Here is a 21,577-nt window from a genome sequence, read left to right as displayed (position 1 = left end):
GCTCCCTTCGTCCTGAGGCTGCATTGCCCCATGGCAATGCAGCCTCCGGGGGCGTCTCGGTCGGCGCGGGTAGCGTGCGGGCCATGCGTTCTCGTGTCGGCCGGCCCCGCTCCCTTCGCACGTCGGCGCGGAGGGTCGCTGCCGGGTCCGCCGCGATGGCGGTGCTGCTGCCGGTGGCGGGGTGCTCGCTCCTCGAGCCCGACGTGCAGCCGACGGGACTGACGGCGGGGGACCGCACGCCCCCGGAGGGGACCACGGGGCTCGAGCCCTTCTACGGGCAGACGCTCGAGTGGGGCACGTGCGAGCAGGGGACCGGCGAGTGCGCGCAGCTCGAGGTGCCCGTCGACTACGACGACCCCGACGGCGAGACGATCGAGATCGCCGTGCTGCGGGTCCCGTCCAAGAAGGACGCTGCGGGCTCGCTCGTCGTCAACCCGGGTGGGCCGGGCGGCTCCGGGGTCGAGTACGCGGCCGCTGCCGACGTCATCGTCAGCGGGCAGATCCGCAACCACTTCGACGTCGTGGGCTTCGACCCGCGGGGTGTTGGGCGCTCGGCGCCCGTCGACTGCCTGGACGACGCCGACCTCGACGCCTACCTCGCCAAGGACCCCACGCCCGACACCGACGAGGAGCGGGCTGAGGACGTGCAGGACAAGACGGACCTCGCCGAGGGCTGCGTGGCCAAGAGCGGCAAGGTGATCGAGCACGTGTCCACCGCCGACGCCGCACGGGACATGGACGTGCTCCGCGCCGCGCTGGGCGACGGCAAGCTGACCTACCTCGGCAAGTCCTACGGCACCTATCTCGGGACGACCTACGCCGAGCTCTTCCCCGACCGCGTCGGCCGCCTCGTCCTCGACGGCGTCATCCCGCCCGACCTGACGGGGGAGGAGGTTGCGATCGGCCAGGCGAAGGGGTTCGACACCGCGACCAAGGCCTGGGCGCAGGACTGCGTCGACGACTCCTGTCCGCTCGGCGACAGCGTCGACGACGTCGTGCGGAGCGTGCAGGAGCAGCTCGAGGAGCTCGACCAACAGCCCCTGCCCGCCACCGCGGGCATCGAGCTGACCGAGGGGTGGGCGACGTGGGGGATCGCCCAGGCGATGTACGACCAGGGCATGTGGTCCCAGCTGACCGATGCGCTCGTCAGCGCCCGCGACGGCGACGGCGGTCCGCTCAGCGAGCTCGGCCGTGCCTACGCCGGGCGCGATGCCAACGGCGGGTACGCGTCCAACCTCCTCGAGGCCCTGCCGGCGATCAACTGTCTCGACCGCCCGGAGGAGACCTCCGACCCGGAGGCCCTCGCCGAGCGGGCGAGCAAGGTGGCGCCGATCTGGGGACGCGCGCTGGCGTACGAGTCCCCGTGCCCGCAGTGGGCGGTCGAGTCCGACCACGTGCCGCACGAGGTCGACGCGAAGGGGGCCGACCCGATCCTCGTCGTCGGCACCACCCGAGACCCGGCCACCCCCTACGAGTGGGCGCAACGGTTGCACGAACAGCTCGCGGACTCCGCCCTCGTCACCCACGAGGGTGACGGCCACACCGCCTACATGCGCCAGAACGACTGCGTCGACGAGGCCGTCGACCGCTACTGGCTCACCGGCGAGCTGCCCGAGGGCGGGGAGATGACCTGCGAGGAGTGAGCAGCCGGGGTCGGTCACCCGTCTGGGTCACCTTGCTCAGTCGTCGCGCGCGGCGCGTGCACCAGACTGCGGGGGTGATCTCACCGCGTCAGCACCTGAAGAATGCCGCCGGCTTCGTCCTCGTGTGGCTGGTGGCCAAGGTGGCCCACCGGGTCCGATACCGCGCGGGGGAGATCCCTCGCCGGGGTCCGGTGATCCTCGTGGCCAACCACCTGACGATGACCGACCCGCTCGCCGTGGCGCGCGTGGCCATCGGGCACCGCCGCTTCCCGCACTTCCTCGCGATGCAGGAGGTCTTCGGCTGGCCGGGTGTCGGCTGGCTCGCCCGCGTCACCGGACAGATCCCGGTCGCTCGCGGCTCGGCGTCGGCGGCGGAGGCTCTCGACCGCGCGTCGGAGCGGCTCGATGCCGGCGCACTCGTCGCGCTCTACCCGGAGGGGCGGCTGACCACCGAACCCGATCGCATGCCGGGCCCTGCTCGTACCGGCGCCGCCCGTCTGGCCCTGCGCCACCCGGACGCGGCGGTCATCCCGATCGGTACCTGGGGGCCCCAGCAGGGACACCACCACATCTGGCACCGGCACACTGCATGCCTGTCGGTCGGCCCGCGTCTCGACCTGTCCTCCTGGGCCGGCCGCACCGACGACGCCGCGGCCAGGGAGGTCACCGACGAGATCATGACGGCCATCCGCACCGAGATCGGGTACGCCCAGCAGATGTGGCGCGAGCGCCGGGACGGCTGAGCCCGGTGGGCGGCACAGACCTCTGCCGCCGTATCGCCGGACAAGGTCAGGTCGGCGGGTCAGGCTGACGCGACGCGTCGCCACTGACCGTCGACGTACTCGACCAGTCCTAGGTCCTCGAAGTCGTGGAGCCACGTGGTCATCGGCCACTCACCCCACCGTCGGTGGAAGATCGCCGCGTTGCGCAGGATGGCGTCCACGTGCCTCACCGGTGGCGACTCGACCTCGTGGTGCTGGTGGTAGGCGCGGGCGCCGCCGACCCAGCCGTGCCGTGACCCCCGGGCCACGACGAGCCGGCCGAAGTCGGTGTCCTCGCCGCCGTAGCCGACGTAGTCCTCGCAGAATCCGCCGATGTGCGACCACGTGTGCCGGGAGAGGGCGAAGGAGAGCGACCAGAAGAGCTCGGGACGAGGGTTCGGGAGCCGCTGCCCTGGCTCGGGTGCAGGACGTCCGGGGTGGGGATCGTCGACCTGCTCCAGCGAGGCCAGGTCGTAGCCGAGCGGGGGCGGAGGCTGGAGGTACGTCACCGGCCCGGACCAGACGACCTCCGGCTCGTCGGTCACGGCGGCCGCGTAGTCCTCGACGAGGCGATGCCCGGCGAGGCAGTCGACGTCGAGGAAGACGAGGACGTCGGCGCCCAGCTGACGGGCCGCTGCGGCGCCCAAGTTGCGCGCGGCGGCCAACGGGAGCCCCTCCGGACCGCGCCCGAGAGGCACCACGTGCGCTCCCGGCGCCTCGAGAGCCGGGTCGTCCATGGCGACGACGACCCGGTGCTCCGGCACCCGGGTGCCGCGCCACAGGGTGCGTCCCTGGTTGAGCAGGTGGCGATGTCGACCGTGGGCGATCGTGATCGTGGCGACGGTGCTCATGCTCCACCCGCCTCCTGCAGGACTGCGACGAACCGGTCGGCCGCGTGCCCGTCGCACCAGCCCTGCCAGCGGTGGCCGTCGAGCCGACGCGCCCGCTCGAGCAGGGTCGACCAGCCGTCCTCCGGCAGCGAGCGGCACACGATGACCGGCCACCGGTCGTCGTCCAGGGCGCGCCCCATGGCGTGCTGCTCGTCGAAGGGGCGAGCCTGGGGGAGCACGATCGCGGGGCGGCGGGCGGCGGCGGTCTCGGCGACGGCGTTCTGACCGCCGTGGGTGAGCACGACATCGGCGCTGAGGAGCGCGGCGAAGGGGTCCTCCACCCACTGGTCCCCGCCGAGCACCGTCCACGTCCAGCCGGGGGTCCGGCTGCGGGCTGCGGTGAGCTCGTGCTCCGGGGGTCCGTCGCCACCGCGCCCCCACAGGACGGCCACGTGCGCCTCCTCGGTCCGTCGCGGCCGGGGCTCGGTGGGGGCGAAGCGCGAGAGCCCACCCACGCACCGCAGGCGGGCGAGGAGGTCCGGCGGAAGCCCGGTGCGCACCCGGGCGGTGGCGGGCCACATCGCCACGAGGGCCTCGCACACGCCGTACCCGAGCAGGTGCGCCGGATCGGACCGGTCACCGGGCAGCACGACCGCGACCACCGGCACGCCGTGCAGCCGGGCGAGCAGGGTGATCTCGACCGAGTGGTCACTCACGAGCAGGCTCGGACGAGCGGCCTCCAGCCAGGACGCGATCCGGGCCATTCGGCTCGAGAGTCCCGGGTGGCCCACCGGTGCCCAGTGCAGGTGCCCGCCCGCCGTGACGTCGTGGTGGCCGTCCGCGGGCGCGTCGTCGTCCAGGTGGACCCAGTCGCCGGTCCACCCCTTTGGGCGTGGAAGTGTGGACAGGCCGGTCACCTCGCCCGGCCACGCGGACGCGACGGACCGTGCGCGGTGGAGGTGACCGGAGCCGTGGTGGTGCACGTAGTAGCCGATCACGCGGCGGACGCCTCCAGGGCCCGGCTGTACACCCCTTCGTAGCCGTCGACCATCGCGCGGTGGGACAGGCGCTCCTCGGCCTCACGCCGGACCTCTCGCCGGTCCAGCGCGAGTGCGGCGCGCACCGCCTCCGCCAGGCCCTGCACGTCACCGGGATCCGCCAGGGCGCCGGTCCCGGCCGTGACCAGCTCCGGAAGCGCGCCGCGGGAGAACGCGGCGACCGGTGTCCCGCACGCCATCGCCTCGGCGGCCACGAGGCCGAAGGGTTCGTCCCAGGCCGGAGTGACGAGGGCGACGCTCGCGCCGCCGACCAGCTCCGCCAGCTCGCCGTGGGTCACGTGCCCGAGGTACTCGACGTCCTCGCCCAGCAGGGGCGCGACCTCTCGTTCGTAGTAGGTGCGGTCGAGCACCTCGCCGACCAGCCGCAGCGGTACCTCTGCACGCCGCGCGGCGGCGATCGCGAGGTGGGGCGCCTTTTCCGGCACGATGCGGCCCGACCAGATCGCGGGGCCGCCGCCCGGACCCGGACGCCAGTGGTCGAGGTCGACCCCGTTGGGCACGGCAACGCTCGGGACGACGTTCGCCCAGGCGCGAGCGGTGGCGTCACTCACCGCCACGAAGTGACAGTTCGGTCCGGCGAACTCCGCGGCGGAGGTCAGCCACGGCAGGGGTGGCGTGTGGAGGGTGGTCACCACGGGCAGGTCCAGCGCCCACGACATCGCGACCGGCAGGTGGTGGAGGCTGTTGTTGTGCACCAGGTCGTAGCGGGCCCGACCGGCGTGCATCAGGTCCAGCATGAGTCCCAGGTAGGCGTGGTGCTCCTCCATCCAGACCTCCGGCGGGGCGGCGACGTCCTTGCGAGCCGTGTCGTCGGGGGTGTAGACCGCGAGCGGCAGCTCGTGCACGTCCAGGTCGGGGTCCGAGCCGGCCCGGGCGAAGAGCGTGACGTGGTGGCCGCGGCTGCGCAGCTCCTTGGCCAACGCGTGAGTGTGCGCCTCCAGTCCGCCGGCGAAGGGCTCACGCACGGGGAACCGGCTCGACGCGATCAGGCAGATCCGCAGGCTGCTGCGTGGGCGACTCATGACAGCAGCCGTCGGTAGAGGGTCTCGTGCGTGGTCGCGACCTCCAGACGCTGACGGCGACGTTCCTCGACGGTGGGCGCGGGGAGCGGACCGTGGACGTACGCGCTCCGGACGGCCTCGGCGAGGCTCTCGGGGTCGAAGCGCCCTTCGTCCATCTCGTAGGTCAGGACCGGGCCCTGCTCGGCGTAGTAGCCGCAGGTCGGGGCCACGACCGTGGTGCCGAGGTCCCGGCACGCCTCCAGCCACCCCGAGTGGGTACCGAACCGGTAGGGCAGCACGGAGACGTCGAGTGAGCCGAGGTGGTCCCACAGCGCTGCGTCGTCGAGGTAGTCGTGCACACGCAGGTCCACGAGGCCCCGGCACGCGGCCTCCTCGAGGTGGTCGGCCAGGGCGGCGTCGCGTCGTGCGCCGTCGGGGGCCAGCACGTCACGGTGGCCGTTGACCTGGAGCACTCCGCCGGGCAGGTCGGCGACGGTCTCCTCGAGGACGGGCAGGAGTGCCAGCGGGTCCATGTTCGCCCGCAGGCTCTTGACGTGCACGCCGACGCGGAACTCGTCGCGGGTGCCGGAGGAGCGTGCACGGCGGGCGCGGTGGGCCCGCATGGTCGCCAGGTCGACGACGTGCGGGTGAGGCAGGACGATGGCGTCCCGCGCCCACCGACGACGGATCTCGTCGGCTGCGCCGGGGGTCAGGGTGACGACGGCGTCCGCGTGCCGCATGAGCACGTCCAGCTGGCGGGCGTGCGTCGTGCTGTCCGGGTGGTGCGGGTTGCGCAGGTCGTGGGCGGTGTAGACGATCGGCGCTCCCCGCAGGCGGGCGACAGACAGCGCCTCCTCCAGCTGGGAGGGGTCGCGAGCGTCGAAGCCGAACTGCACGTGCAGCAGGTCGTAGTCGGCGTCGGCCAACCACGCGGGGTCCAGCATGACGGGCGGCCACCACTGCTGCTGCGCAGAGCGGTCGGGGGACTGCGGGTCCGGGTCCTCGAGCCGTCGCACGTCCGAGGGCTTGCCCTCGTGGGCGATGTGTCGGACGTAGACGTGCGATCCGGGGACGGAGGCCACCGTGATGGGCCGGTCCTCGCCGGCACCCGGGCGGGTGCGCTCCCTCGTCGCTGACGGTTGCTGAGTCATGCGTCTCCTCTCGGCATACGGGAGACGTGCTGCGGGGTGCACTCCCTCCTCGGCACGTGTACCCGCAGCGCAGGGACTCATCCCCCGCCCGCCGGCCGGGAGGGACCGGCGGCTCAGCCCGTCACGGTGATCGTGTCCCGCCAGCTGGGGATCCACGCCCCGGTCTCGGTGTCCTTGCCGCTCAGCAGCACCTGGTACTCGCCCGGAGGCGCCCACCCACCATCGGGCATGCGACCCTTCCACGTCACGGTCAGGTCGGTGTCGCCTGAGCGCGTGCTCGACCGGTCGGAGATCATGCCGTACTCCTCGCTCGAGATGCGCACCCGCCAGGTCACCTCACCAGCGGTCCTGGCCGTCAGGGCGGACCCGCCACTGGCGTAGGGCACGGTCCGCGGTGTCGTGCGGGGCGTGTACAAGGCCGAGCCCTGCCGCTCCTTGGCGTCGGTGCGGATCTCGGGGAGCTTGGCGTAGAGGTAGCGACCCGGGCACGCGGTCTCGCCGCCGTCGCGGTGGCCGATGACCGTCGGGCGCTGCGCGCCGTTGATCGTCCCTGTGGCCGCGGGATCGATGTGGTGCTTGCCGAGCTTCCACGCCAGGAAGCTCTCGATGCTGGAGACCATCCGTTGCGGGGCGGCCGCCCGGTCGTAGTCGCCCATCGCCGAGATGCCGAAGGTCTCGTCGTTGAACCCCAGCGTGTGCGCGCCGATGACGGCCTTGTCGAGACCTCCGGCGCGGCCCTCCCACAGACGGCCCCACTTGTCGACGAGCACGTTGTAGCCGATGTCGTTCCACCCGCGTCCGTTGACGTGGAAGTCGTAGATGCCGCGCAGGATCTGCGGCACCTCCTCCGCCGTGTAGGCATTGGTCCCGGCAGTGTGGTGCACGACGGCGCCGCGGACCTCGCCGTACTCGGGCTCACCCCGGCGGATCGACTCGTCGGCGCCCCAGGAGGCCCGGCTGTGCACCGAGGGCTTGGCCTGGACGCCCTGGGCGCTCGCCGGGGGCGTGGAGCCCACATCGGCGTCGGCGTCGGAGGTGCCCGGGGCGACCAGGTCGACCTGCAGGTCGTCGGGGCGCACTCCGCCGGACTCGACCCGCACCTGGATGCCGTCGGACTCCCCGGTGATGAGCGGCTGGGTGCCGCCGCGGGCGTGTGCCGCCTCGGCGGTGCCCGCGTCCGGACCGGCCTCGGACTCCAGCAGGCTCCACTCGGTCCACCGGTCGGTCTCGGCGTCCCGGGTGCGCACGAAGGCCTCGACGTCGGTGCGGTCGCCGCTCCACGTGACACCCGCGACGCGGAACCCCTGGGTGTCCAGGGGAGCGGTCATCCCGACGACGTCGTCGCCGGACATGCCGATCGACGGCACCCGGGGTGCCGCCGTGAGGGCAGACCGGTCGACGGCCGGGATCGCGATCGAGGCGCGTTGCGCCGGAACGGGTGTGGGCTTCGCGCTTGTGTCCACGACGGGCACGACCGTGATGAGTGAGGCCGTCAGGGCGGCAGTGGTCAGGCGGGAGAGAGCACGACGAAGGGAGCTCACGAGACACCTCGCAGGGGATCGGGGTCCGGCTGGCCCGGCCACGCTAGGTGCGCTCCGGTCACCGTGCAGCGCGACCGGCCCCTCCTTGCCAAACCGCAAGTCGCTCCTTGCCGTACCGATGCAGTGCGCTGGCCGTTTGATGGTTCCCCAGGCGTGTCGTACTGCAGTTCACCCGGACGAAGGGGGAAGCACCCCGGCGTATCAAGGGACCCGGCGGGCACGGGGCACGAACTGCAGTACGACACGCCGGCCGGGGTACGACGAAGCCCCCGACCGGTGAGGTCGGGGGCTTCAGGTGGAGCCGCCTGTCGGAATCGAACCGACGACCTTCTCATTACGAGTGAGACGCTCTAGCCGACTGAGCTAAGGCGGCATGCGCCCGTGGACGCGAGGCACGAGTATACGGATGAGCGCCCGAGTCGCGTAATCGGGCGGACCGCGGGTTTCGAGGCTCGCGCCCGGTGGCGCTCGCACCTCAACCAGCGGGGTCGTGCGTCAGGCCACGGACTCGTCGACCTGCGTGCCGATCCGCTCGAGCACGACCTCGGCGATGGTCTCCGGGTGGGTCTCCATCAGCCAGTGGCCGGTCTGCAGCTCACGGGTGATCGCCAGCCCGGGCTGGTCGCCCGCCCGACGCCGCAGCTGCTCGACGGTTGCCTTGGTGGACACCTCGCCGAAGGCGGGGTCCTTGGCTCCCCACACGTATGCGGTCGGGATGGGGCGGCGGTGCACGCTGCGGCGGGGACCCCCCTTCGCCCGGCGCTTGCGCCACCACAGGGTCGGCGAGAGGGCCGCCCGGTACCACGCGAAGGTCCCCTCGGCCGCTCCCGGCGTCTTGAGGCGACGGGCGTCGTGGGCGGCCCGCTCGCGGGGCATGCCGATCCGCTCGAGGATCTGCTGGGCGAAGAGGCGGAAGAAGAGCACCGGCACGACCGGCAGCGCGAAGATCGCCATGTACCAGCTGTGCTTGTGCTGGTCGCCGGCCCGGAAGCCCTGCGCCATCGCCGATGGGCTGGGGGTCGAGAGCACGGTGAGCGTGTCCACCCGGTCGGGCTCGCGGGCCGCGATCGCCCAGGCGAGCGCTCCGCCCCAGTCGTGCCCGACGACGTGCGCCCGCTCCGTGCCGACCTCGTCGAGGAGCGCGACGACGTCGCCGACCATCTGGGTGATCTCGTAGTCGAGGTGGTTGCCCGGTCGGGCGCCTGGGGAGTAGCCGCGCAGGTCGGGCGCGATGACGCGCAGCCCGGCCGCGGTGAGGTGGGGCGTCACCTTGTCCCAGGCGGTGCGGTCCTGCGGCCAGCCGTGGAGGAGGACGACGAGCTCGCCGTCCGCGGGGCCGTCGTCGGAGACGTCGAAGGTCAGGCCGTCATGGGAGTAGTAGCGCACGGGTCGAACCTACCCGGCGGCACTCGACCGCATGCGGGGCCGGTCTGCGCCATGATGGCTGCATGGGCGAGCAGCCGGTCGATGCCGAGCTGCGGCGAGTGGCCGCGCTGACGGGTGGCGCACCGCTGTCCGTGAAGTTCTACGACGAGCACCGCGCCGAGGGTGCCCTGACGGCTGCGCGGATCATCCAGCGCAGCGGGTCGTGGCGCGAGGCCTGCGCCGCGGCGGGCGTCGAGACCAACAAGGCGGCGCGCACCTACCGCCGTCGCTGGAGCCGGGAGGACCTCCTCGGCTGGGTCCGCGACTACCTGGCCACGGACGGGCAGCCCTCGTACGGGCGCCTCAGCGCCTGGCTGCGTGAGCAGCCGGATGCCCCGTCCGCCAACACGATCCGCAACACCTTCGGCACGTGGACGGCGGTCCTCGAGGCGGCCATGGCACCTGCGGACGAGGAGTGAGCGCGGGGGACTTCGCCTTCCACCACGAGTGGTCCCTGCCGGGGCCGCCGGGGCTGGTCGTGGAGGCGCTGGCGGACATCGAGCATTACCCGCGGTGGTGGCCGCAGGTCCGGCAGGTGCACCGCATCGACGACCACTCCGGCCGCGCCGTCGTGCGCAGCGTCCTGCCGTTGACGCTCCACCTCGTCCTCACCCGCGAGACCGAGGACCGCGAAGGGGGCCGCCTGGGCGTGGGCATCGACGGTGACCTCGTGGGGTGGGCCGGGTGGTCGATCGACACCGCCGACGCCGCGGGGGAGCGCACGGTCGCGGTCTTCGACCAAGAGGTGAGGGTCGCCGCACCGTGGTCCGGTGCGGCGACCCTCGCGCCCTGGGTGCTGCGGGCCAACCACGCGTGGATGATGCGGCAGGGCCGCCGCGGGTTGGCGCGCCAGCTCGTCAGTCGTCGTCGCTGAGCGGGTTGTCCTTGGTGGCCAGCTCCTCGCGCGCCTTGGCGGCCGCGGCCTTGATGTCCTCCTCGGAGTGGGTCACGTCGCCCTGCTCCGGGATGTGGCCGGAGGAGGGCATGGTCCACCGGGCCGTGCTCACACCATTGGCCTTGGCGCGCTCGATCGCCTCGAGGACCGTCTTCTCGGCCTCCTCGCGGCCGACCCAGTGGGCGCCCTCGACGGACTTGCCGGGCTCGAGGTCCTTGTAGGTCTCGAAGAAGTGCTGGATCTCCAGCCGCCAGAACTCGCTGATGTCCTCGAGGTCCTTGATGCTCTCCTTGCGCGGGTCGCCCGCGGGGACGCACAGGATCTTGTCGTCACCGCCGGCCTCGTCGCGCATGTGGAACATGCCGATGGGCCGGGCGCGCACGAGGCAGCCGGGCCAGGTCGGCTCGTCGAGGAGGACGAGCGCGTCGAGGGGGTCGCCGTCCTCGCCGAGGCTGTCCTCGACGTACCCGTAGTCGCTCGGGTAGGCCATGGAGGTGAAGAGCATGCGGTCGAGGCGGATGCGACCGGTCGCGTGGTCGACCTCGTACTTGTTCTTCTGACCCTTCGGGATCTCGATGGTGACGTCGAACTCCACAGGTGGACTCCTCTTGGCTGGGTGAGGGTGAACTATTCTCGGGGTCAGTGTTCCACCAACTCAGCCACATGACCGCACAGGGGGCCGCGTGCGACGCACTCTGATCGCCGTGACCTCCGTCGCAGCCCTGGCGGTCGGCTACGGCTTCGCCGACGCCCACGACCGCGTCCCCGGGGTCCTGACGATCGACGAGGCGGTGGCCGAGCAGGCCCCCGAGCCGCGCGAGCCGACCCTCGTGCTGCCCCCGGCGTCCGAGGAGGCCCCCGTCCCCAGCGCCGCCGGCCTGGAGCAGGCGCTCGCCAAGGACGTCCGCGACCCGCAGCTCGGTCCGCGCGTCGGCGTCGTCGTGCGTGACGCCCTCACCGGCGAGACCCTCTACGAGCGGGGAGCCGACCGCCCCCAGATCCCTGCCTCGACGGCCAAGCTGCTCACGGCGGCAGCGGTCGCCGAGCGCGCCGACCTCAGCCGCACGATGCAGACCACCGTCGTGCGCGACGGTGACGAGCTCGTCCTCGTAGCCTCCGGCGACACGATGCTCGCCAAGGGCGCGGGCGACCCCACCGCGGTCGAGGGCCGCGCCGGCCTGGCGGACCTCGCCCGGCAGGTCGCGGACTCCGTCGGGACGCAGGGGGGCACGAAGCTCTCCCTTCGTCTCGACGCGACGTACGCCCGGGGCGAGCGCTATGCCCCGGGGTGGGCGATGGCCGACGTCGCGGCCGGATACACGCAGGGCGTGTCGATGATCGGGCTGGCCGGCGACCGGCCCACCCCCTTCAACCCGTCACCGAAGTTCCCCGAGCGCGCCACGCTCACCGCCTTCGCCGAACAGCTCGACAGGGCGGGCGTCGACGTCACGGTCGACGACTCGTCGAAGTCCTGGCTGCAGGCGGCCCCCGACGGCGCCGAAGAGGTCGGGGCCGTCGAGTCCGCGCCCCTCGGTGACGTGCTCGCCCTCGCGCTCGACGACAGCGACAACGCGCTCACGGAGAACGTGGCCCGCCAGGCCGCGCTCGCCGACGGTGCCGGGACCTCCTTCGCCGAGGTGACCGCCTGGGTCCGCTCGACCCTCGAAGCGGCCGGCGTCGATCTCACAGGCGTCAGGCTCAAGGACAACTCCGGCCTCAGCTCGGGCCAGCTCGTGCCCGCCCGGGTCGTCGCCGACGTCATGCAGCTGGGCATCACCGGCTCGGCGCAGACCATGACCCACGTGCTCTCCGAGCTGCCGATCGCCGGGCTGACCGGCACGCTCCACGACCGCTTCCACTCCGACGCCTCGCGGGGCGCGGCCGGCATCGCCCGGGCCAAGACGGGCACCCTGACGGGCACCTCCGCGCTCGCCGGCACGACGACGACACAGGAGGGACGGCTGCTCACCTACGTGCTCCTCGCCGACCGCGTCCCGTCGACGACGGGCACCCTCGGCGCCCGCGCCGCGCTCGACACGATCGTCGCGGACCTGACCGCCTGCGGCTGCGCCTGAGCGTCGATCCGGTTGGGCGAAGGGGGTCCCCTCCGTAGTCTGGGCCCGTGACCCAATACGTGGACTGGAAGTTCGCCAAGACCGCCGGAGCGCGACTCGTGCCGCCCGGACCGGACGTGAGCCACGAGGAGGCGGCCGAGACGGTCGCGCAGATCCGTGAGCTCGCCGCGGCCTCGGTCGCCCCCGTCGCGGCGACCTCCCGGATGACCGCCCCCGGTGACGCCCCGGCGGCCCTCGTCGTCGACCGGCCGACGTGGATCGAGGTCAACGCCGACTCGATGGCGGCGCTGCTCGACCCGGCGCTGAAGGTCATGGCGGAGCGCCGCGACAAGGAGCCGTGGGCTGCCGCCCAGGCCATCGGGTCCAAGCTCACCGGCGCGGAGGCCGGCGGGATGCTCGCCTTCCTCTCCACCAAGGTGCTCGGGCAGTACGACATCGCCCCCGACGGCACGCCCGCTCTGCTGCTCGTCGCGCCCAACATCGCCTCGACCGAGCGGGAGCTCTCGGTCGACTCGCGGGACTTCCGGTTCTGGGTGTGCCTGCACGAGGAGACCCACCGCGTGCAGTTCACCGCCGTGCCGTGGCTGCGCGAGCACATCATCGGCCGGGCCCGGGGGTTGGCGACCGACCTCATGCCCGACGCCGAGTCGCTGCGCTCGCGCCTGGAGCAGGTGACGACCCAGCTGCCGCGGGTGCTGAGCGGTGACGGGCAGGGGCTGGCCGAGCTGGTCATCACCCCCGAGCAGCGGGAGCGGATGGCCGAGGTCACGGCCGTGATGTCCCTGCTCGAGGGCCACGCCGACGTCGTCATGGACGACGTGGGGCCCGAGCACGTGCCGTCCGTGGCGACGATCCGGGAGCGCTTCACCAAGCGGCGCAAGGGGGCGGGGGCCGTCGACCGACTGCTGCGCAGGTTGCTCGGCCTGGAGGCCAAGATGCGACAGTACCGCGACGGCGCCGTCTTCGTCCGCGCGGTGCAGGAGCGGGTGGGGGTCGACGGGTTCAACGCCGTGTGGACCTCCCCGGAGACCCTGCCGTCCGCCCTCGAGATCACCCAGCCCGACGTGTGGGTGCGTCGGGTGCACGGCTGAGGTGGGCGCCGGCCACCCCTCCCAGGCCGACTGCCGAAGGGGGGTCCGCGCGGCCCTCGCGGGGCTCCCGGCCGGCTCGCTGGCGCTCGCCGCGGTGAGCGGCGGCACCGACTCCCTCGCCCTCGCCGGAGCACTGGCCGCCGAAGGACCCGCCCACGACGTGACCGTCGGCGCGATCATCGTCGACCACGGGCTGCAGCCCGACTCCGCCGAGACGGCCCTGCTGGCCGCGCAGCAGTGCGCCGACCTCGGGCTCGCCCCGGTCGCGGTCGTGCAGGCGGTCGTGTCGACGACCGGTGCCGGACTCGAGGCCGACGCGCGCGAGGCCCGCTACACGGCCCTGGCCGAGACCGCCGCCGCAATGGGGGAGGAGCACCCCGCCCACGCCGTGCTGCTCGGCCACACCCGCGACGACCAGGCCGAGCAGGTGCTCCTCGGCCTCGCCCGCGGATCGGGCGCCCGGTCGCTCGCCGGGATGTCCGACCTCGTCGTGCGGGGCGCGACCCCCTTCGTCCGGCCGCTGCTCCACCTGCCCCGTGAGACGACCGCGGCCGCGTGTGCCGCCTGGGGGCTGGTCGCGTGGGAGGACCCGATGAACTCCGACCGCGCCTTCGCCCGGGTGCGTGCCCGGGAGGCCCTGGCGGCCCTCGAGGCCGACCTCGGCCCCGGGCTGGCCCAGGCGCTGGCGCGCAGCGCCGACCTGCTGCGCGACGACGCCGACCTGCTCGACGAGCTCGCCGAGCGGGCCGTGCCCGACGACGACCCCGCCGGGGTCCGGGTGGGGGAGCTCGCGGACCTGGCCCCCGCCCTTCGCTCCCGGGTGTGGCGCCGCCTGCTGACCCGCGCGGGCGCGCCCACCGGTGCGCTGACCGCCGGACACGTCGCCGGCTGCGACCGCCTCGTCACCGACTGGCACGGCCAGGGGCCGCTCCACCTGCCCGGCGACCTGCGCGTGCACCGCGTCGGTGACCGGGTGCACATCGGGCCGCCGACTGGTGGACAATGAGGACCGCCGCAACCGAATGAGGAGAGCTGTGGACGCCAAGGACATCCGGGACGACCTCGTCGAGGTGCTCATCACCGAGGAGCAGATCCAGGCACGGCTGGCCGAGCTGGCCGCCGAGGTCTGGGAGCACTACCGGGACAAGGACGTGCTGCTCGTCGGCGTCCTCAAGGGGGCGGTCATGGTCATGGCCGACTTCATGCGCCACCTGCCGGGGTCGGCCCCCATGGACTGGATGGCGGTCAGCTCCTACGGCTCCGGCACCAAGTCCTCGGGCGTCGTGCGCATCCTCAAGGACCTCGACACCGACATCACCGACAAGCACGTGCTCATCGTCGAGGACATCATCGACTCCGGCCTGACGCTGTCGTGGATCCGCGCCAACCTCGACTCGCGCTCGCCCGCCTCCGTCGAGATCCTCACCCTGCTGCGCAAGCCCGAGGCCGCCAAGGTCGAGATCGACACCCGCTGGGTCGGCTTCGACATCGCCAACGAGTTCGTCGTCGGCTACGGCCTGGACTTCGCCGAGGGCTACCGCAACCTGCGCGACGTCGCGACCCTCGCGCCCCACGTCTACTCCTGAGTCTGCGGGCGCCCGCTCGCTCTCCCGAGCCCGCTCGACCGCTCGCTGGGCCCCGGGTGGTCGACGCAAGAAGCACCCGGCGCTGGGGATGAAGCCCCGCTCGCGATCCTGCACGTCACCTGGTCGTGAGGCGGGGCTTCATCCTTGATTCGCGCCGCGCGCTCCTTGCGTCTCCCTCTCGGTCCCTCCGTCGTGGTCGTGGTCTCGAGGCTCGTCGCTGGCGCTCCTCGCACCTCGACCAGCGTGGGCCCGGAGGGAGCGGGAACACCGGGACGCAGGTGGTCGTTGGTCTGGTGACCGCTGGAGGCAAGGGTTCAGGTAGTTTCGTCCTGATGTCCCCGCAGTTTCCGGGGGTCGCCACGTCGTCGAGTCAGGAAGTCCGGGAAGCCCCCGTACCCGTATGAACGCCAAGAAGATCTTCCGCGCACCCGCATTCTGGGCACTGCTGCTCATCGCAGTCTTCGTCCTGATGTTCACGACGCGCAACAGCAACGAGTACGCCCGGGTGGACACCTCCGTGGCGGAAAAGCTCGTGACCGACGGCAAGGTCGAGGACGCCCACTTCACGACCGACAACCTCCTGCAGCTCGACCTCAAGGAGGGGCAGACCTACTCCGACGGCGAGGCGGTCGAGGACGCGACCAAGGTCGAGACCGAGTTCATCGACGCCCGTGCTGAGCAGATGCTCAAGGTCGTCGAGGACAACGTCGACGGCGTGCAGAACGACACCGTCGAGGAGCCGAGCGTCTGGTCGAGCCTGCTCTTCTCCCTGCTGCCACTGCTGCTGCTCGTCGGCCTCTTCTGGTTCATCCTCAGCCAGGCCCAGGGCGGCGGCTCCAAGGTCATGCAGTTCGGCAAGTCCAAGGCGAAGCTCGCGACCAAGGACACCCCGAAGGTGACCTTCGCCGACGTGGCCGGCGCGGACGAGGCCGTGGAGGAGCTGCACGAGATCGTCGAGTTCCTGCGCGACCCGAGCAAGTTCCTCGCCGTGGGCGCCAAGATCCCCAAGGGTGTGCTGCTCTACGGCCAGCCCGGTACCGGCAAGACGCTGCTGGCCCGCGCGGTTGCCGGTGAGGCAGGCGTCCCCTTCTACTCCATCTCCGGCTCGGACTTCGTCGAGATGTTCGTCGGTGTCGGTGCCAGCCGCGTGCGTGACCTCTTCGAGCAGGCCAAGACCAACTCGCCGGCCATCGTCTTCGTCGACGAGATCGACGCCGTCGGTCGTCACCGTGGCGCCGGCCTGGGCGGCGGTCACGACGAGCGCGAGCAGACGCTCAACCAGCTGCTCGTCGAGATGGACGGCTTCGACGTCAAGACCAATGTCATCCTCATCGCGGCGACCAACCGCCCCGACATCCTCGACCCGGCCCTGCTGCGTCCGGGCCGCTTCGACCGCCAGATCGCGGTGGAGAACCCCGACATGATCGGGCGCCACCGCATCCTCGAGGTGCACGCCGCCGGCAAGCCGATGGCTCCCGGCGTCGACCTGCTCGCCGTCGCCCGCCGCACCCCCGGCATGACCGGTGCCGACCTGGCCAACGTCCTCAACGAGGCCGCGCTGCTCACCGCGCGCACCGACAAGCAGTTCATCGACGACGAGATCCTCGACGAGGCGATCGACCGCGTCATCGCCGGTCCGCAGAAGCGCACCCGCATCATGAGCGCGCAGGAGCGCAAGATCACCGCCTACCACGAGGGTGGTCACGCGCTGGTCGCCGCGGCGATGAACCACACCGATCCGGTCACCAAGATCACGATCCTCCCGCGCGGCCGGGCCCTCGGTTACACGATGGTCATGCCCCTCGACGACAAGTACTCGACGACCCGCAACGAGATCCTCGACCAGCTGGCCTACGCGCTCGGCGGTCGCGTCGCGGAGGAGATCATCTTCCACGACCCCTCGACCGGTGCCTCCAACGACATCGAGAAGGCCACGTCGATGGCCCGCAAGATGGTCACCGAGTTCGGCATGAGCGAGCGGATCGGTGCGGTCAAGCTCGGCCAGTCGCAGGGCGAGGTCTTCCTCGGCCGCGACATGGGCCACCAGCGTGACTACTCCGAGAACATCGCGACGATCGTCGACGAGGAGGTGCGCCGATTCATCGAGGACGCCCACGACGAGGCGTGGCACGCCCTCAACGACAACCGCGACATCCTCGACCGGCTCGTCCTCGACCTGCTCGAGCACGAGACGCTCAACGCCAAGGAACTCGAGGTCGTCTTCGCCGACGTGCGCAAGCGGCCCAAGCGCCCGACGTGGCTGAGCAGCGAGCACCGCACGATCTCCGACATCCCGCCGGTGCTCACGCCGGCCGAGCAGGCCGCCATGCGCGCCCGCGACACCGAGCAGGCGCAGGCGGCTGCCCCGGCGAGCGACCCGGGCATCACTCAGGCGATCGACCGCGCCGCCGAGGAGGGGGCGACGCTCTTCCCCGAGGAGCACCCGCCGAGCGAGGTGCGTCAGGTGCAGCCCGGCGAGGGCGTCGACAGCTCCGAGCGCGACTGACCCATGGCCGACGTCGACCTGGCGCGCATCGAGGCCGCCGTACGCGAGATCCTCATCGCCGTGGGCGAGGACCCCGACCGCGACGGACTCCTCGAGACCCCCGGGCGGGTCGCCCGGGCCTACGCCGAGGTCTTCGCCGGCCTGCAGGGAGACCCGGCGGAGCTGCTCGCGACGACCTTCGACCTCGACCACGACGAGCTGGTCATCGTCCGTGACATCCCCCTGTACTCGACCTGCGAGCACCACCTCGTGCCCTTCCACGGGGTCGCCCACGTCGGGTACACGCCGGGGCGCAGCGGCAAGGTCACCGGGCTGTCCAAGATCGCGCGGCTCGTCGACCTCTTCGCCAAGCGGCCGCAGGTCCAGGAGCGCCTGACCAGCCAGGTCGCCGACGCGCTCGTCGAGCACCTCGACGTCGCCGGCGTCATCGTCGTCGTCGAGGCCGAGCACCTGTGCATGTCGATGCGCGGGGTGCGCAAGCCGGGCGCCACGACCATCACCTCGGCCGTGCGCGGACAGCTGCGTGATTCGACGACCCGCGCCGAGGCCATGGCCCTGCTGACCGGGGCCGCCCGGTGACCCACGCGGTCCTCGACCGGGTCGCGGCCGTGCACGAGCGGCCGGGACCGACGGTCATGGGGGTCGTCAACGTCACGCCCGACTCGTTCAGCGACGGTGGCCGCTGGGTCGAGACCGACGCCGCCGTCACCCACGGACTCGATCTCGTCGCCGAGGGGGCCGCGATCGTCGACGTGGGCGGCGAGTCCACCCGCCCCGGCGCCGAGCGACCCTCCGAGCAGGAGGAGCTGCGCCGCGTCGTGCCGGTCGTCGAGGCCCTCGCCGCACAGGGCGTGATCGTCTCGGTCGACACGATGCGCGCCTCGGTCGCCGAGGCCGCCCTCGCCGCCGGTGGCGCGATCATCAACGACGTGAGCGGTGGTCTGGCCGACCCGCAGATGCCGGCCCTCGTCGCGGCGAGCGGAGCCCCCTTCGTCGTCATGCACTGGCGCGGCCACTCGCACGACATGCAGACCCGGGCCCACTACGACGACGTCGTCGCCGAGGTGTGCGCGGAGATGGGCGCGCGCGTCGAGGTGCTGCTCGCCGCCGGTACGTCGCCCGAGCAGCTCGTCCTCGACCCGGGCATCGGTTTCGCCAAGACCGCGGAGCACAACTGGCAGCTGCTCGCCGGCCTGGAGCAGGTCGTCGCGCTCGGGTACCCGGTCCTGCTCGGCACCTCGCGCAAGGGCTTCCTCGGCAGCGTCGGCAGGCTCCCGGGGCAGGAGCGTCCCCTGGACGCGCGCGCTGTCGTCACCGCCGCGACGAGCGCCCGCGCGGCCCGCGCCGGCGTGTGGTGCGTGCGCGTGCACGACGTCACCGCGACCGTCGACGCGATCGACGTCGCCGCGGCCCTCGGCGACCTGCCCGGGACCGCGTCGTGAGCGACCGCATCAGCCTCCTCGGGGTGCGCGCCACCGGGTACCACGGGGTGCTCGCGGACGAGAAGCGTGACGGCCAGGAGTTCGTCGTGGACGTCGTCCTGCACGTCGATCTCGCGCCCGCCGGCGCCACGGACGACCTCGCGCGGACGATCAACTACGCCGAGGTCGGAGCCGACGTCGTCCGGCGCATCGAGGGGCCCTCCCTCGACCTCATCGAGTCCTTGGCCGAGCAGGTCGCCACCGATGCGCTCGCCCGCGACGGGGTGCGGGCCGTCGAGGTCACCGTCCACAAGCCGTCCGCGCCGGTCGGGGTGCCCTTCGGCGACGTCGCGGTGACGATCACCCGCACGCGGGCCGTGCCGGTCGTCATCGCACTCGGCGCCAACCTCGGCGATGCGACCGCCACCCTGCAGTCCGCGATCGACGACCTCGGCGACACGCTGCACGAGGTGCGGCGGGCCCCCTTCGTCAGCACGGAGCCGGTCGGCGGACCCGACCAGCCGCGCTACACCAACACCGTCGTCGTGGCGACGACTCCGCTCACCCCGCACGAGCTGCTCGCCCGCCTGCACGCCGTCGAGGCGCGGTACGGCCGCGTGCGCGAGGTGCGCTGGGGCGCCCGCACCCTCGACCTCGACCTCGTCCAGTACGGCGACCCGACCGCCGGCACCGACGTCGTGAGCGACGAGCCGAGCCTGACGCTGCCGCACCCACGAGCCCACGAGCGTGGCTTCGTGCTGCAGCCGTGGTCGCGCGTGGACCCGCAGGCCGTGCTGCGCGTGGGGGAGCGCGTCGTGCCCGTCACCGAGCTGCTCGCTGCGGTCGACACGAGCGACATCGAGGAGGTCTGATGCTCGAGCGTGGCCTGCGGCTGCCGACCGTGCTCGTCGTGCTCGTCGCCTGCGGGGCCCTGAGCTGGTCCTTCGGGCGGTGGTGGATCGCCGGCGGCAACGCGCCCCTGCGGGTCGGCTGGATCGCAGGCGTCCTGCTCGTCGCGATGGGTGCGATCGTGCTCGTCACCGGGCGACGGATGTGGCGGATGCGCCACGGCCGCACCCACGTCGAGCCGCTCGTCGCGGCCCGGGTCCTCGGCCTGGCGCAGGCGAGCGCACTCACCGGCGCGGTCATCGCGGGCCTCGACCTCGGTCAGGCGATCGCCCTGGCGCCCGACGCCGGCTTCGCCGGGCGGGGAGAGCTGGCCGTGAAGTGGGCGGTCGCAGGGCTCGGGGCGCTCGTGCTCGTCGCCGCGGGCCTGGTCGTGCAGGCGTGGTGCCGGATCGACCGCGACCACGACGACGAGGAGTCGGGGCGGTCCGAGGTCAGCTGACCATCTGGTCGGCCCACACGACCCAGTTGCCCTCGTAGTGGCCACCGCTCAGTGGGGTGCCGGGGTCGCAGGTGATGAGGCGCAGCACCGGCTTGGGGTTGTCCCAGTCCCAGATCGAGTCGTCCTGCGGCACACCCGTCTTGGGGGCGGGCTCGGAGCGGGTGATCTTGAACTTCACCTGGTCGCCGGAGCCGTAGGAGACGGTGACGATGTCCCCGAGCTTGACGCTCGGCAGGTTCCAGAAGACGTCGGGGGCGCCCCTGTGGTTGATGTGGCCCACGAGGATGCTGGCGCCCTGGTGACCCGGCTTGGGCCAGCCGGGCTCGGCGTACCAGCCCGCGGTGCCGAAGGGGGGAGCCAGCACCTTTTGGGCATCCAGCATCGTCGCGCCCAGCGAGGCGTCGACGAGCTCACGACCGCCGGAGGTCACCTGGACCCGGGTCGGGTTGCCGCGGGGAGCCCGGCCGTCGCGGGCGGGGGTCACGGCTTGGCTCGTGCTCGTGCCGGAGGGTGAGGCCGACCGACTCGAGGACGTGCTCTTCGAGGAACTCGTGGAGGAGCTCTTCGATGAGGTCGTGGAGGAGCTCTTCGATGAGGTCGTGGAGGAGCTCTTGCTGCGTGACGAGCTCGCGGTGTCGGTCTGCGACGGCGGCATGATGCTGCTCGGCGGGACATAGGTGCCGGGGGAGACCCGCGCGGACTCCTCGTCCTGCTGGGTCCACCAGGTGCCGGCCGCGACACCGCCGCCGAGCAGCACCGCGGCTCCCGCGGCGAGCATGACGGTCGTACGGCGGTACCGCTTGCGCTCCCGCCAGCGCTGTCGGCGCGTCGGTGGGTTCGTCACTGTTCCCTCCCTGCAGGGTCATGAGCCGGTCGAGGGGGAGAACGAGCGTGGTCGCGCAGGAGTTCCCCCTGAGGACAACGGTACGGGCCGCCGGGCGCGGGGTGAACCCCGACCCGACGGCCCGTGCCGTCAGTGTGCTGACCGGGCGGTCAGCGGTGCGCTCAGTGCTGGGCGCCGTTGCGGCGGCGGGCCAGCGTCACGGCACCGGCGCCGACACCCGCGAGGAGGACCCCGCCGAGCAGGAGCGCGGCGTCGTTGCCACCGGGCAGGACCGACGAGTCGTCCGTCTGGACGACGCCCGGGGTCTCGGGGTCGGTGGCGTCGTCGTCACCGTCGCCGACCGTGGCGGTGGGCTCCGGGGTGGTCGGGGCCGGGGTGGTCGTCGGGTCCGGCGTGGTCGT

22 protein-coding genes, 1 tRNA gene and 1 pseudogene are annotated in these 21,577 nt (G+C 72.6%); 14 read left to right on the top strand and 10 right to left on the bottom strand.

The annotated features are described in order from the left end of the window. The first annotated feature begins 83 nt into the window (after nt 1–83). Both JAN01S_RS09550 and JAN01S_RS09545 read left to right on the top strand, forming a co-directional pair. Nucleotides 84–1,643, top strand: a complete 1,560-nt coding sequence (locus JAN01S_RS09550) for an alpha/beta hydrolase (RefSeq protein WP_068317188.1) — start codon at nt 84–86, stop codon at nt 1,641–1,643. A 74-nt stretch (nt 1,644–1,717) separates the two neighbouring features. Then, nucleotides 1,718–2,386 carry a lysophospholipid acyltransferase family protein gene (locus JAN01S_RS09545; protein ID WP_068317238.1) on the top strand — a complete coding sequence of 223 codons (669 nt, stop codon included), beginning with the start codon at nt 1,718–1,720 and terminating at the stop codon, nt 2,384–2,386. A gap of 59 nt (nt 2,387–2,445) precedes the next feature. On the opposite strand, the gene JAN01S_RS09540 is transcribed toward JAN01S_RS09545, so the two are convergent. The 7 genes from JAN01S_RS09540 to JAN01S_RS09510 all read right to left on the bottom strand — a co-directional run bounded on the left by JAN01S_RS09540 (nt 2,446) and on the right by JAN01S_RS09510 (nt 9,371). After that, nucleotides 2,446–3,255 carry a glycosyltransferase family 2 protein gene (locus JAN01S_RS09540; RefSeq protein WP_068317185.1) on the bottom strand — a complete coding sequence of 270 codons (810 nt, stop codon included), beginning with the start codon at nt 3,253–3,255 and terminating at the stop codon, nt 2,446–2,448. Further along, nucleotides 3,252–4,232 (bottom strand): hypothetical protein, encoded by a 981-nt coding sequence (locus JAN01S_RS09535; RefSeq protein WP_068317182.1) that lies wholly within the window; start codon nt 4,230–4,232, stop codon nt 3,252–3,254. Before JAN01S_RS09535 ends, JAN01S_RS09540 begins: the two co-directional genes overlap by 4 nt. Then, nucleotides 4,229–5,314, bottom strand: coding sequence for a glycosyltransferase family 4 protein (locus tag JAN01S_RS09530; protein ID WP_068317177.1), 1,086 nt, complete (start codon nt 5,312–5,314; stop codon nt 4,229–4,231). Before JAN01S_RS09530 ends, JAN01S_RS09535 begins: the two co-directional genes overlap by 4 nt. After that, a complete protein-coding gene (locus tag JAN01S_RS09525) occupies nt 5,311–6,444 on the bottom strand; it encodes a glycosyltransferase family protein (protein ID WP_244884801.1) in 1,134 nt (377 codons plus the stop codon). Before JAN01S_RS09525 ends, JAN01S_RS09530 begins: the two co-directional genes overlap by 4 nt. A gap of 113 nt (nt 6,445–6,557) precedes the next feature. Then, entirely contained in the window at nt 6,558–7,985 is a 1,428-nt protein-coding gene (locus JAN01S_RS09520) for a peptidoglycan recognition protein family protein (protein WP_068317172.1), read from the bottom strand. A gap of 296 nt (nt 7,986–8,281) precedes the next feature. After that, a tRNA-Thr gene (locus JAN01S_RS09515) sits at nt 8,282–8,358 on the bottom strand. Between the two features lie 122 nt (nt 8,359–8,480). After that, nucleotides 8,481–9,371, bottom strand: coding sequence for an alpha/beta fold hydrolase (locus JAN01S_RS09510; protein WP_068317170.1), 891 nt, complete (start codon nt 9,369–9,371; stop codon nt 8,481–8,483). A gap of 62 nt (nt 9,372–9,433) precedes the next feature. On the opposite strand from JAN01S_RS09510, the gene JAN01S_RS09505 reads away from it, so the two are divergent. Together JAN01S_RS09505 and JAN01S_RS09500 are read left to right on the top strand one after the other, a co-directional pair. Then, nucleotides 9,434–9,829 carry a hypothetical protein gene (locus JAN01S_RS09505; RefSeq protein ID WP_068317167.1) on the top strand — a complete coding sequence of 132 codons (396 nt, stop codon included), beginning with the start codon at nt 9,434–9,436 and terminating at the stop codon, nt 9,827–9,829. Next, nucleotides 9,826–10,284 (top strand): SRPBCC family protein, encoded by a 459-nt coding sequence (locus JAN01S_RS09500; protein WP_068317165.1) that lies wholly within the window; start codon nt 9,826–9,828, stop codon nt 10,282–10,284. The genes JAN01S_RS09505 and JAN01S_RS09500 overlap by 4 nt, the downstream gene beginning before the upstream one ends. Here JAN01S_RS09500 and JAN01S_RS09495 read toward each other — a convergent pair. Next, nucleotides 10,268–10,900, bottom strand: coding sequence for an inorganic diphosphatase (locus JAN01S_RS09495; protein ID WP_068317162.1), 633 nt, complete (start codon nt 10,898–10,900; stop codon nt 10,268–10,270). The two genes, JAN01S_RS09500 and JAN01S_RS09495, sit on opposite strands and share 17 nt — an antisense overlap. A gap of 109 nt (nt 10,901–11,009) precedes the next feature. Between JAN01S_RS09495 and dacB the strand changes: the two genes are divergently transcribed. The 9 genes from dacB to JAN01S_RS09450 all read left to right on the top strand — a co-directional run bounded on the left by dacB (nt 11,010) and on the right by JAN01S_RS09450 (nt 20,332). Then, a complete protein-coding gene (gene dacB, locus JAN01S_RS09490) occupies nt 11,010–12,380 on the top strand; it encodes a D-alanyl-D-alanine carboxypeptidase/D-alanyl-D-alanine endopeptidase (RefSeq protein ID WP_157075685.1) in 1,371 nt (456 codons plus the stop codon). A 47-nt stretch (nt 12,381–12,427) separates the two neighbouring features. Beyond that, on the top strand, nt 12,428–13,471 hold the full coding sequence (locus tag JAN01S_RS09485) for an Rv3626c family coenzyme F420 biosynthesis-associated protein (RefSeq protein ID WP_068317156.1): 1,044 nt from the start codon (nt 12,428–12,430) through the stop codon (nt 13,469–13,471). A gap of 1 nt (nt 13,472) precedes the next feature. Beyond that, a complete protein-coding gene (gene tilS, locus JAN01S_RS09480) occupies nt 13,473–14,477 on the top strand; it encodes a tRNA lysidine(34) synthetase TilS (RefSeq protein WP_068317153.1) in 1,005 nt (334 codons plus the stop codon). 28 nt (nt 14,478–14,505) lie between these two features. Next, nucleotides 14,506–15,057, top strand: coding sequence for a hypoxanthine phosphoribosyltransferase (gene hpt / locus JAN01S_RS09475; RefSeq protein ID WP_205353103.1), 552 nt, complete (start codon nt 14,506–14,508; stop codon nt 15,055–15,057). Between the two features lie 400 nt (nt 15,058–15,457). Continuing rightward, the gene (gene ftsH / locus JAN01S_RS09470) at nt 15,458–17,563 is read left to right on the top strand and encodes an ATP-dependent zinc metalloprotease FtsH (RefSeq protein ID WP_068317147.1); all 2,106 of its coding nucleotides are present in this window, start codon (nt 15,458–15,460) and stop codon (nt 17,561–17,563) included. Nucleotides 17,564–17,566: 3 nt separating this feature from the next. After that, the gene (gene folE / locus JAN01S_RS09465; RefSeq protein WP_068317143.1) at nt 17,567–18,142 is read left to right on the top strand and encodes a GTP cyclohydrolase I FolE; all 576 of its coding nucleotides are present in this window, start codon (nt 17,567–17,569) and stop codon (nt 18,140–18,142) included. Beyond that, nucleotides 18,139–19,005 carry a dihydropteroate synthase gene (gene folP / locus JAN01S_RS09460; protein ID WP_068317139.1) on the top strand — a complete coding sequence of 289 codons (867 nt, stop codon included), beginning with the start codon at nt 18,139–18,141 and terminating at the stop codon, nt 19,003–19,005. Before folE ends, folP begins: the two co-directional genes overlap by 4 nt. Next, nucleotides 19,002–19,856: a 2-amino-4-hydroxy-6-hydroxymethyldihydropteridine diphosphokinase gene (gene folK, locus JAN01S_RS09455; protein ID WP_068317136.1), complete on the top strand. Its 855-nt coding sequence runs from the start codon at nt 19,002–19,004 to the stop codon at nt 19,854–19,856. Before folP ends, folK begins: the two co-directional genes overlap by 4 nt. Further along, nucleotides 19,856–20,332: a DUF3180 domain-containing protein gene (locus tag JAN01S_RS09450; protein WP_068317134.1), complete on the top strand. Its 477-nt coding sequence runs from the start codon at nt 19,856–19,858 to the stop codon at nt 20,330–20,332. Before folK ends, JAN01S_RS09450 begins: the two co-directional genes overlap by 1 nt. On the opposite strand, the gene JAN01S_RS09445 is transcribed toward JAN01S_RS09450, so the two are convergent. Further along, complete coding sequence (locus JAN01S_RS09445) at nt 20,325–20,816, bottom strand: class F sortase (protein ID WP_068317130.1); 492 nt, start codon at nt 20,814–20,816, stop codon at nt 20,325–20,327. The genes JAN01S_RS09450 and JAN01S_RS09445 overlap by 8 nt on opposite strands. A 16-nt stretch (nt 20,817–20,832) precedes the next feature. Here JAN01S_RS09445 and JAN01S_RS09440 point away from each other — a divergent pair, with 16 nt between their 5' ends. Then, the gene (locus JAN01S_RS09440; RefSeq protein ID WP_157075684.1) at nt 20,833–21,009 is read left to right on the top strand and encodes a hypothetical protein; all 177 of its coding nucleotides are present in this window, start codon (nt 20,833–20,835) and stop codon (nt 21,007–21,009) included. A 328-nt stretch (nt 21,010–21,337) separates the two neighbouring features. Here the strand turns inward: JAN01S_RS09440 and JAN01S_RS17145 are convergent. Then, nucleotides 21,338–21,577: pseudogene (locus tag JAN01S_RS17145) on the bottom strand (hypothetical protein); the annotation flags it as partial.

It is taken from the genome of Janibacter anophelis NBRC 107843 (genome assembly GCF_001570945.1).
GTDB lineage: Bacteria > Actinomycetota > Actinomycetes > Actinomycetales > Dermatophilaceae > Janibacter > Janibacter anophelis.
This window is presented reverse-complemented; position numbering and strand designations above follow the sequence as displayed.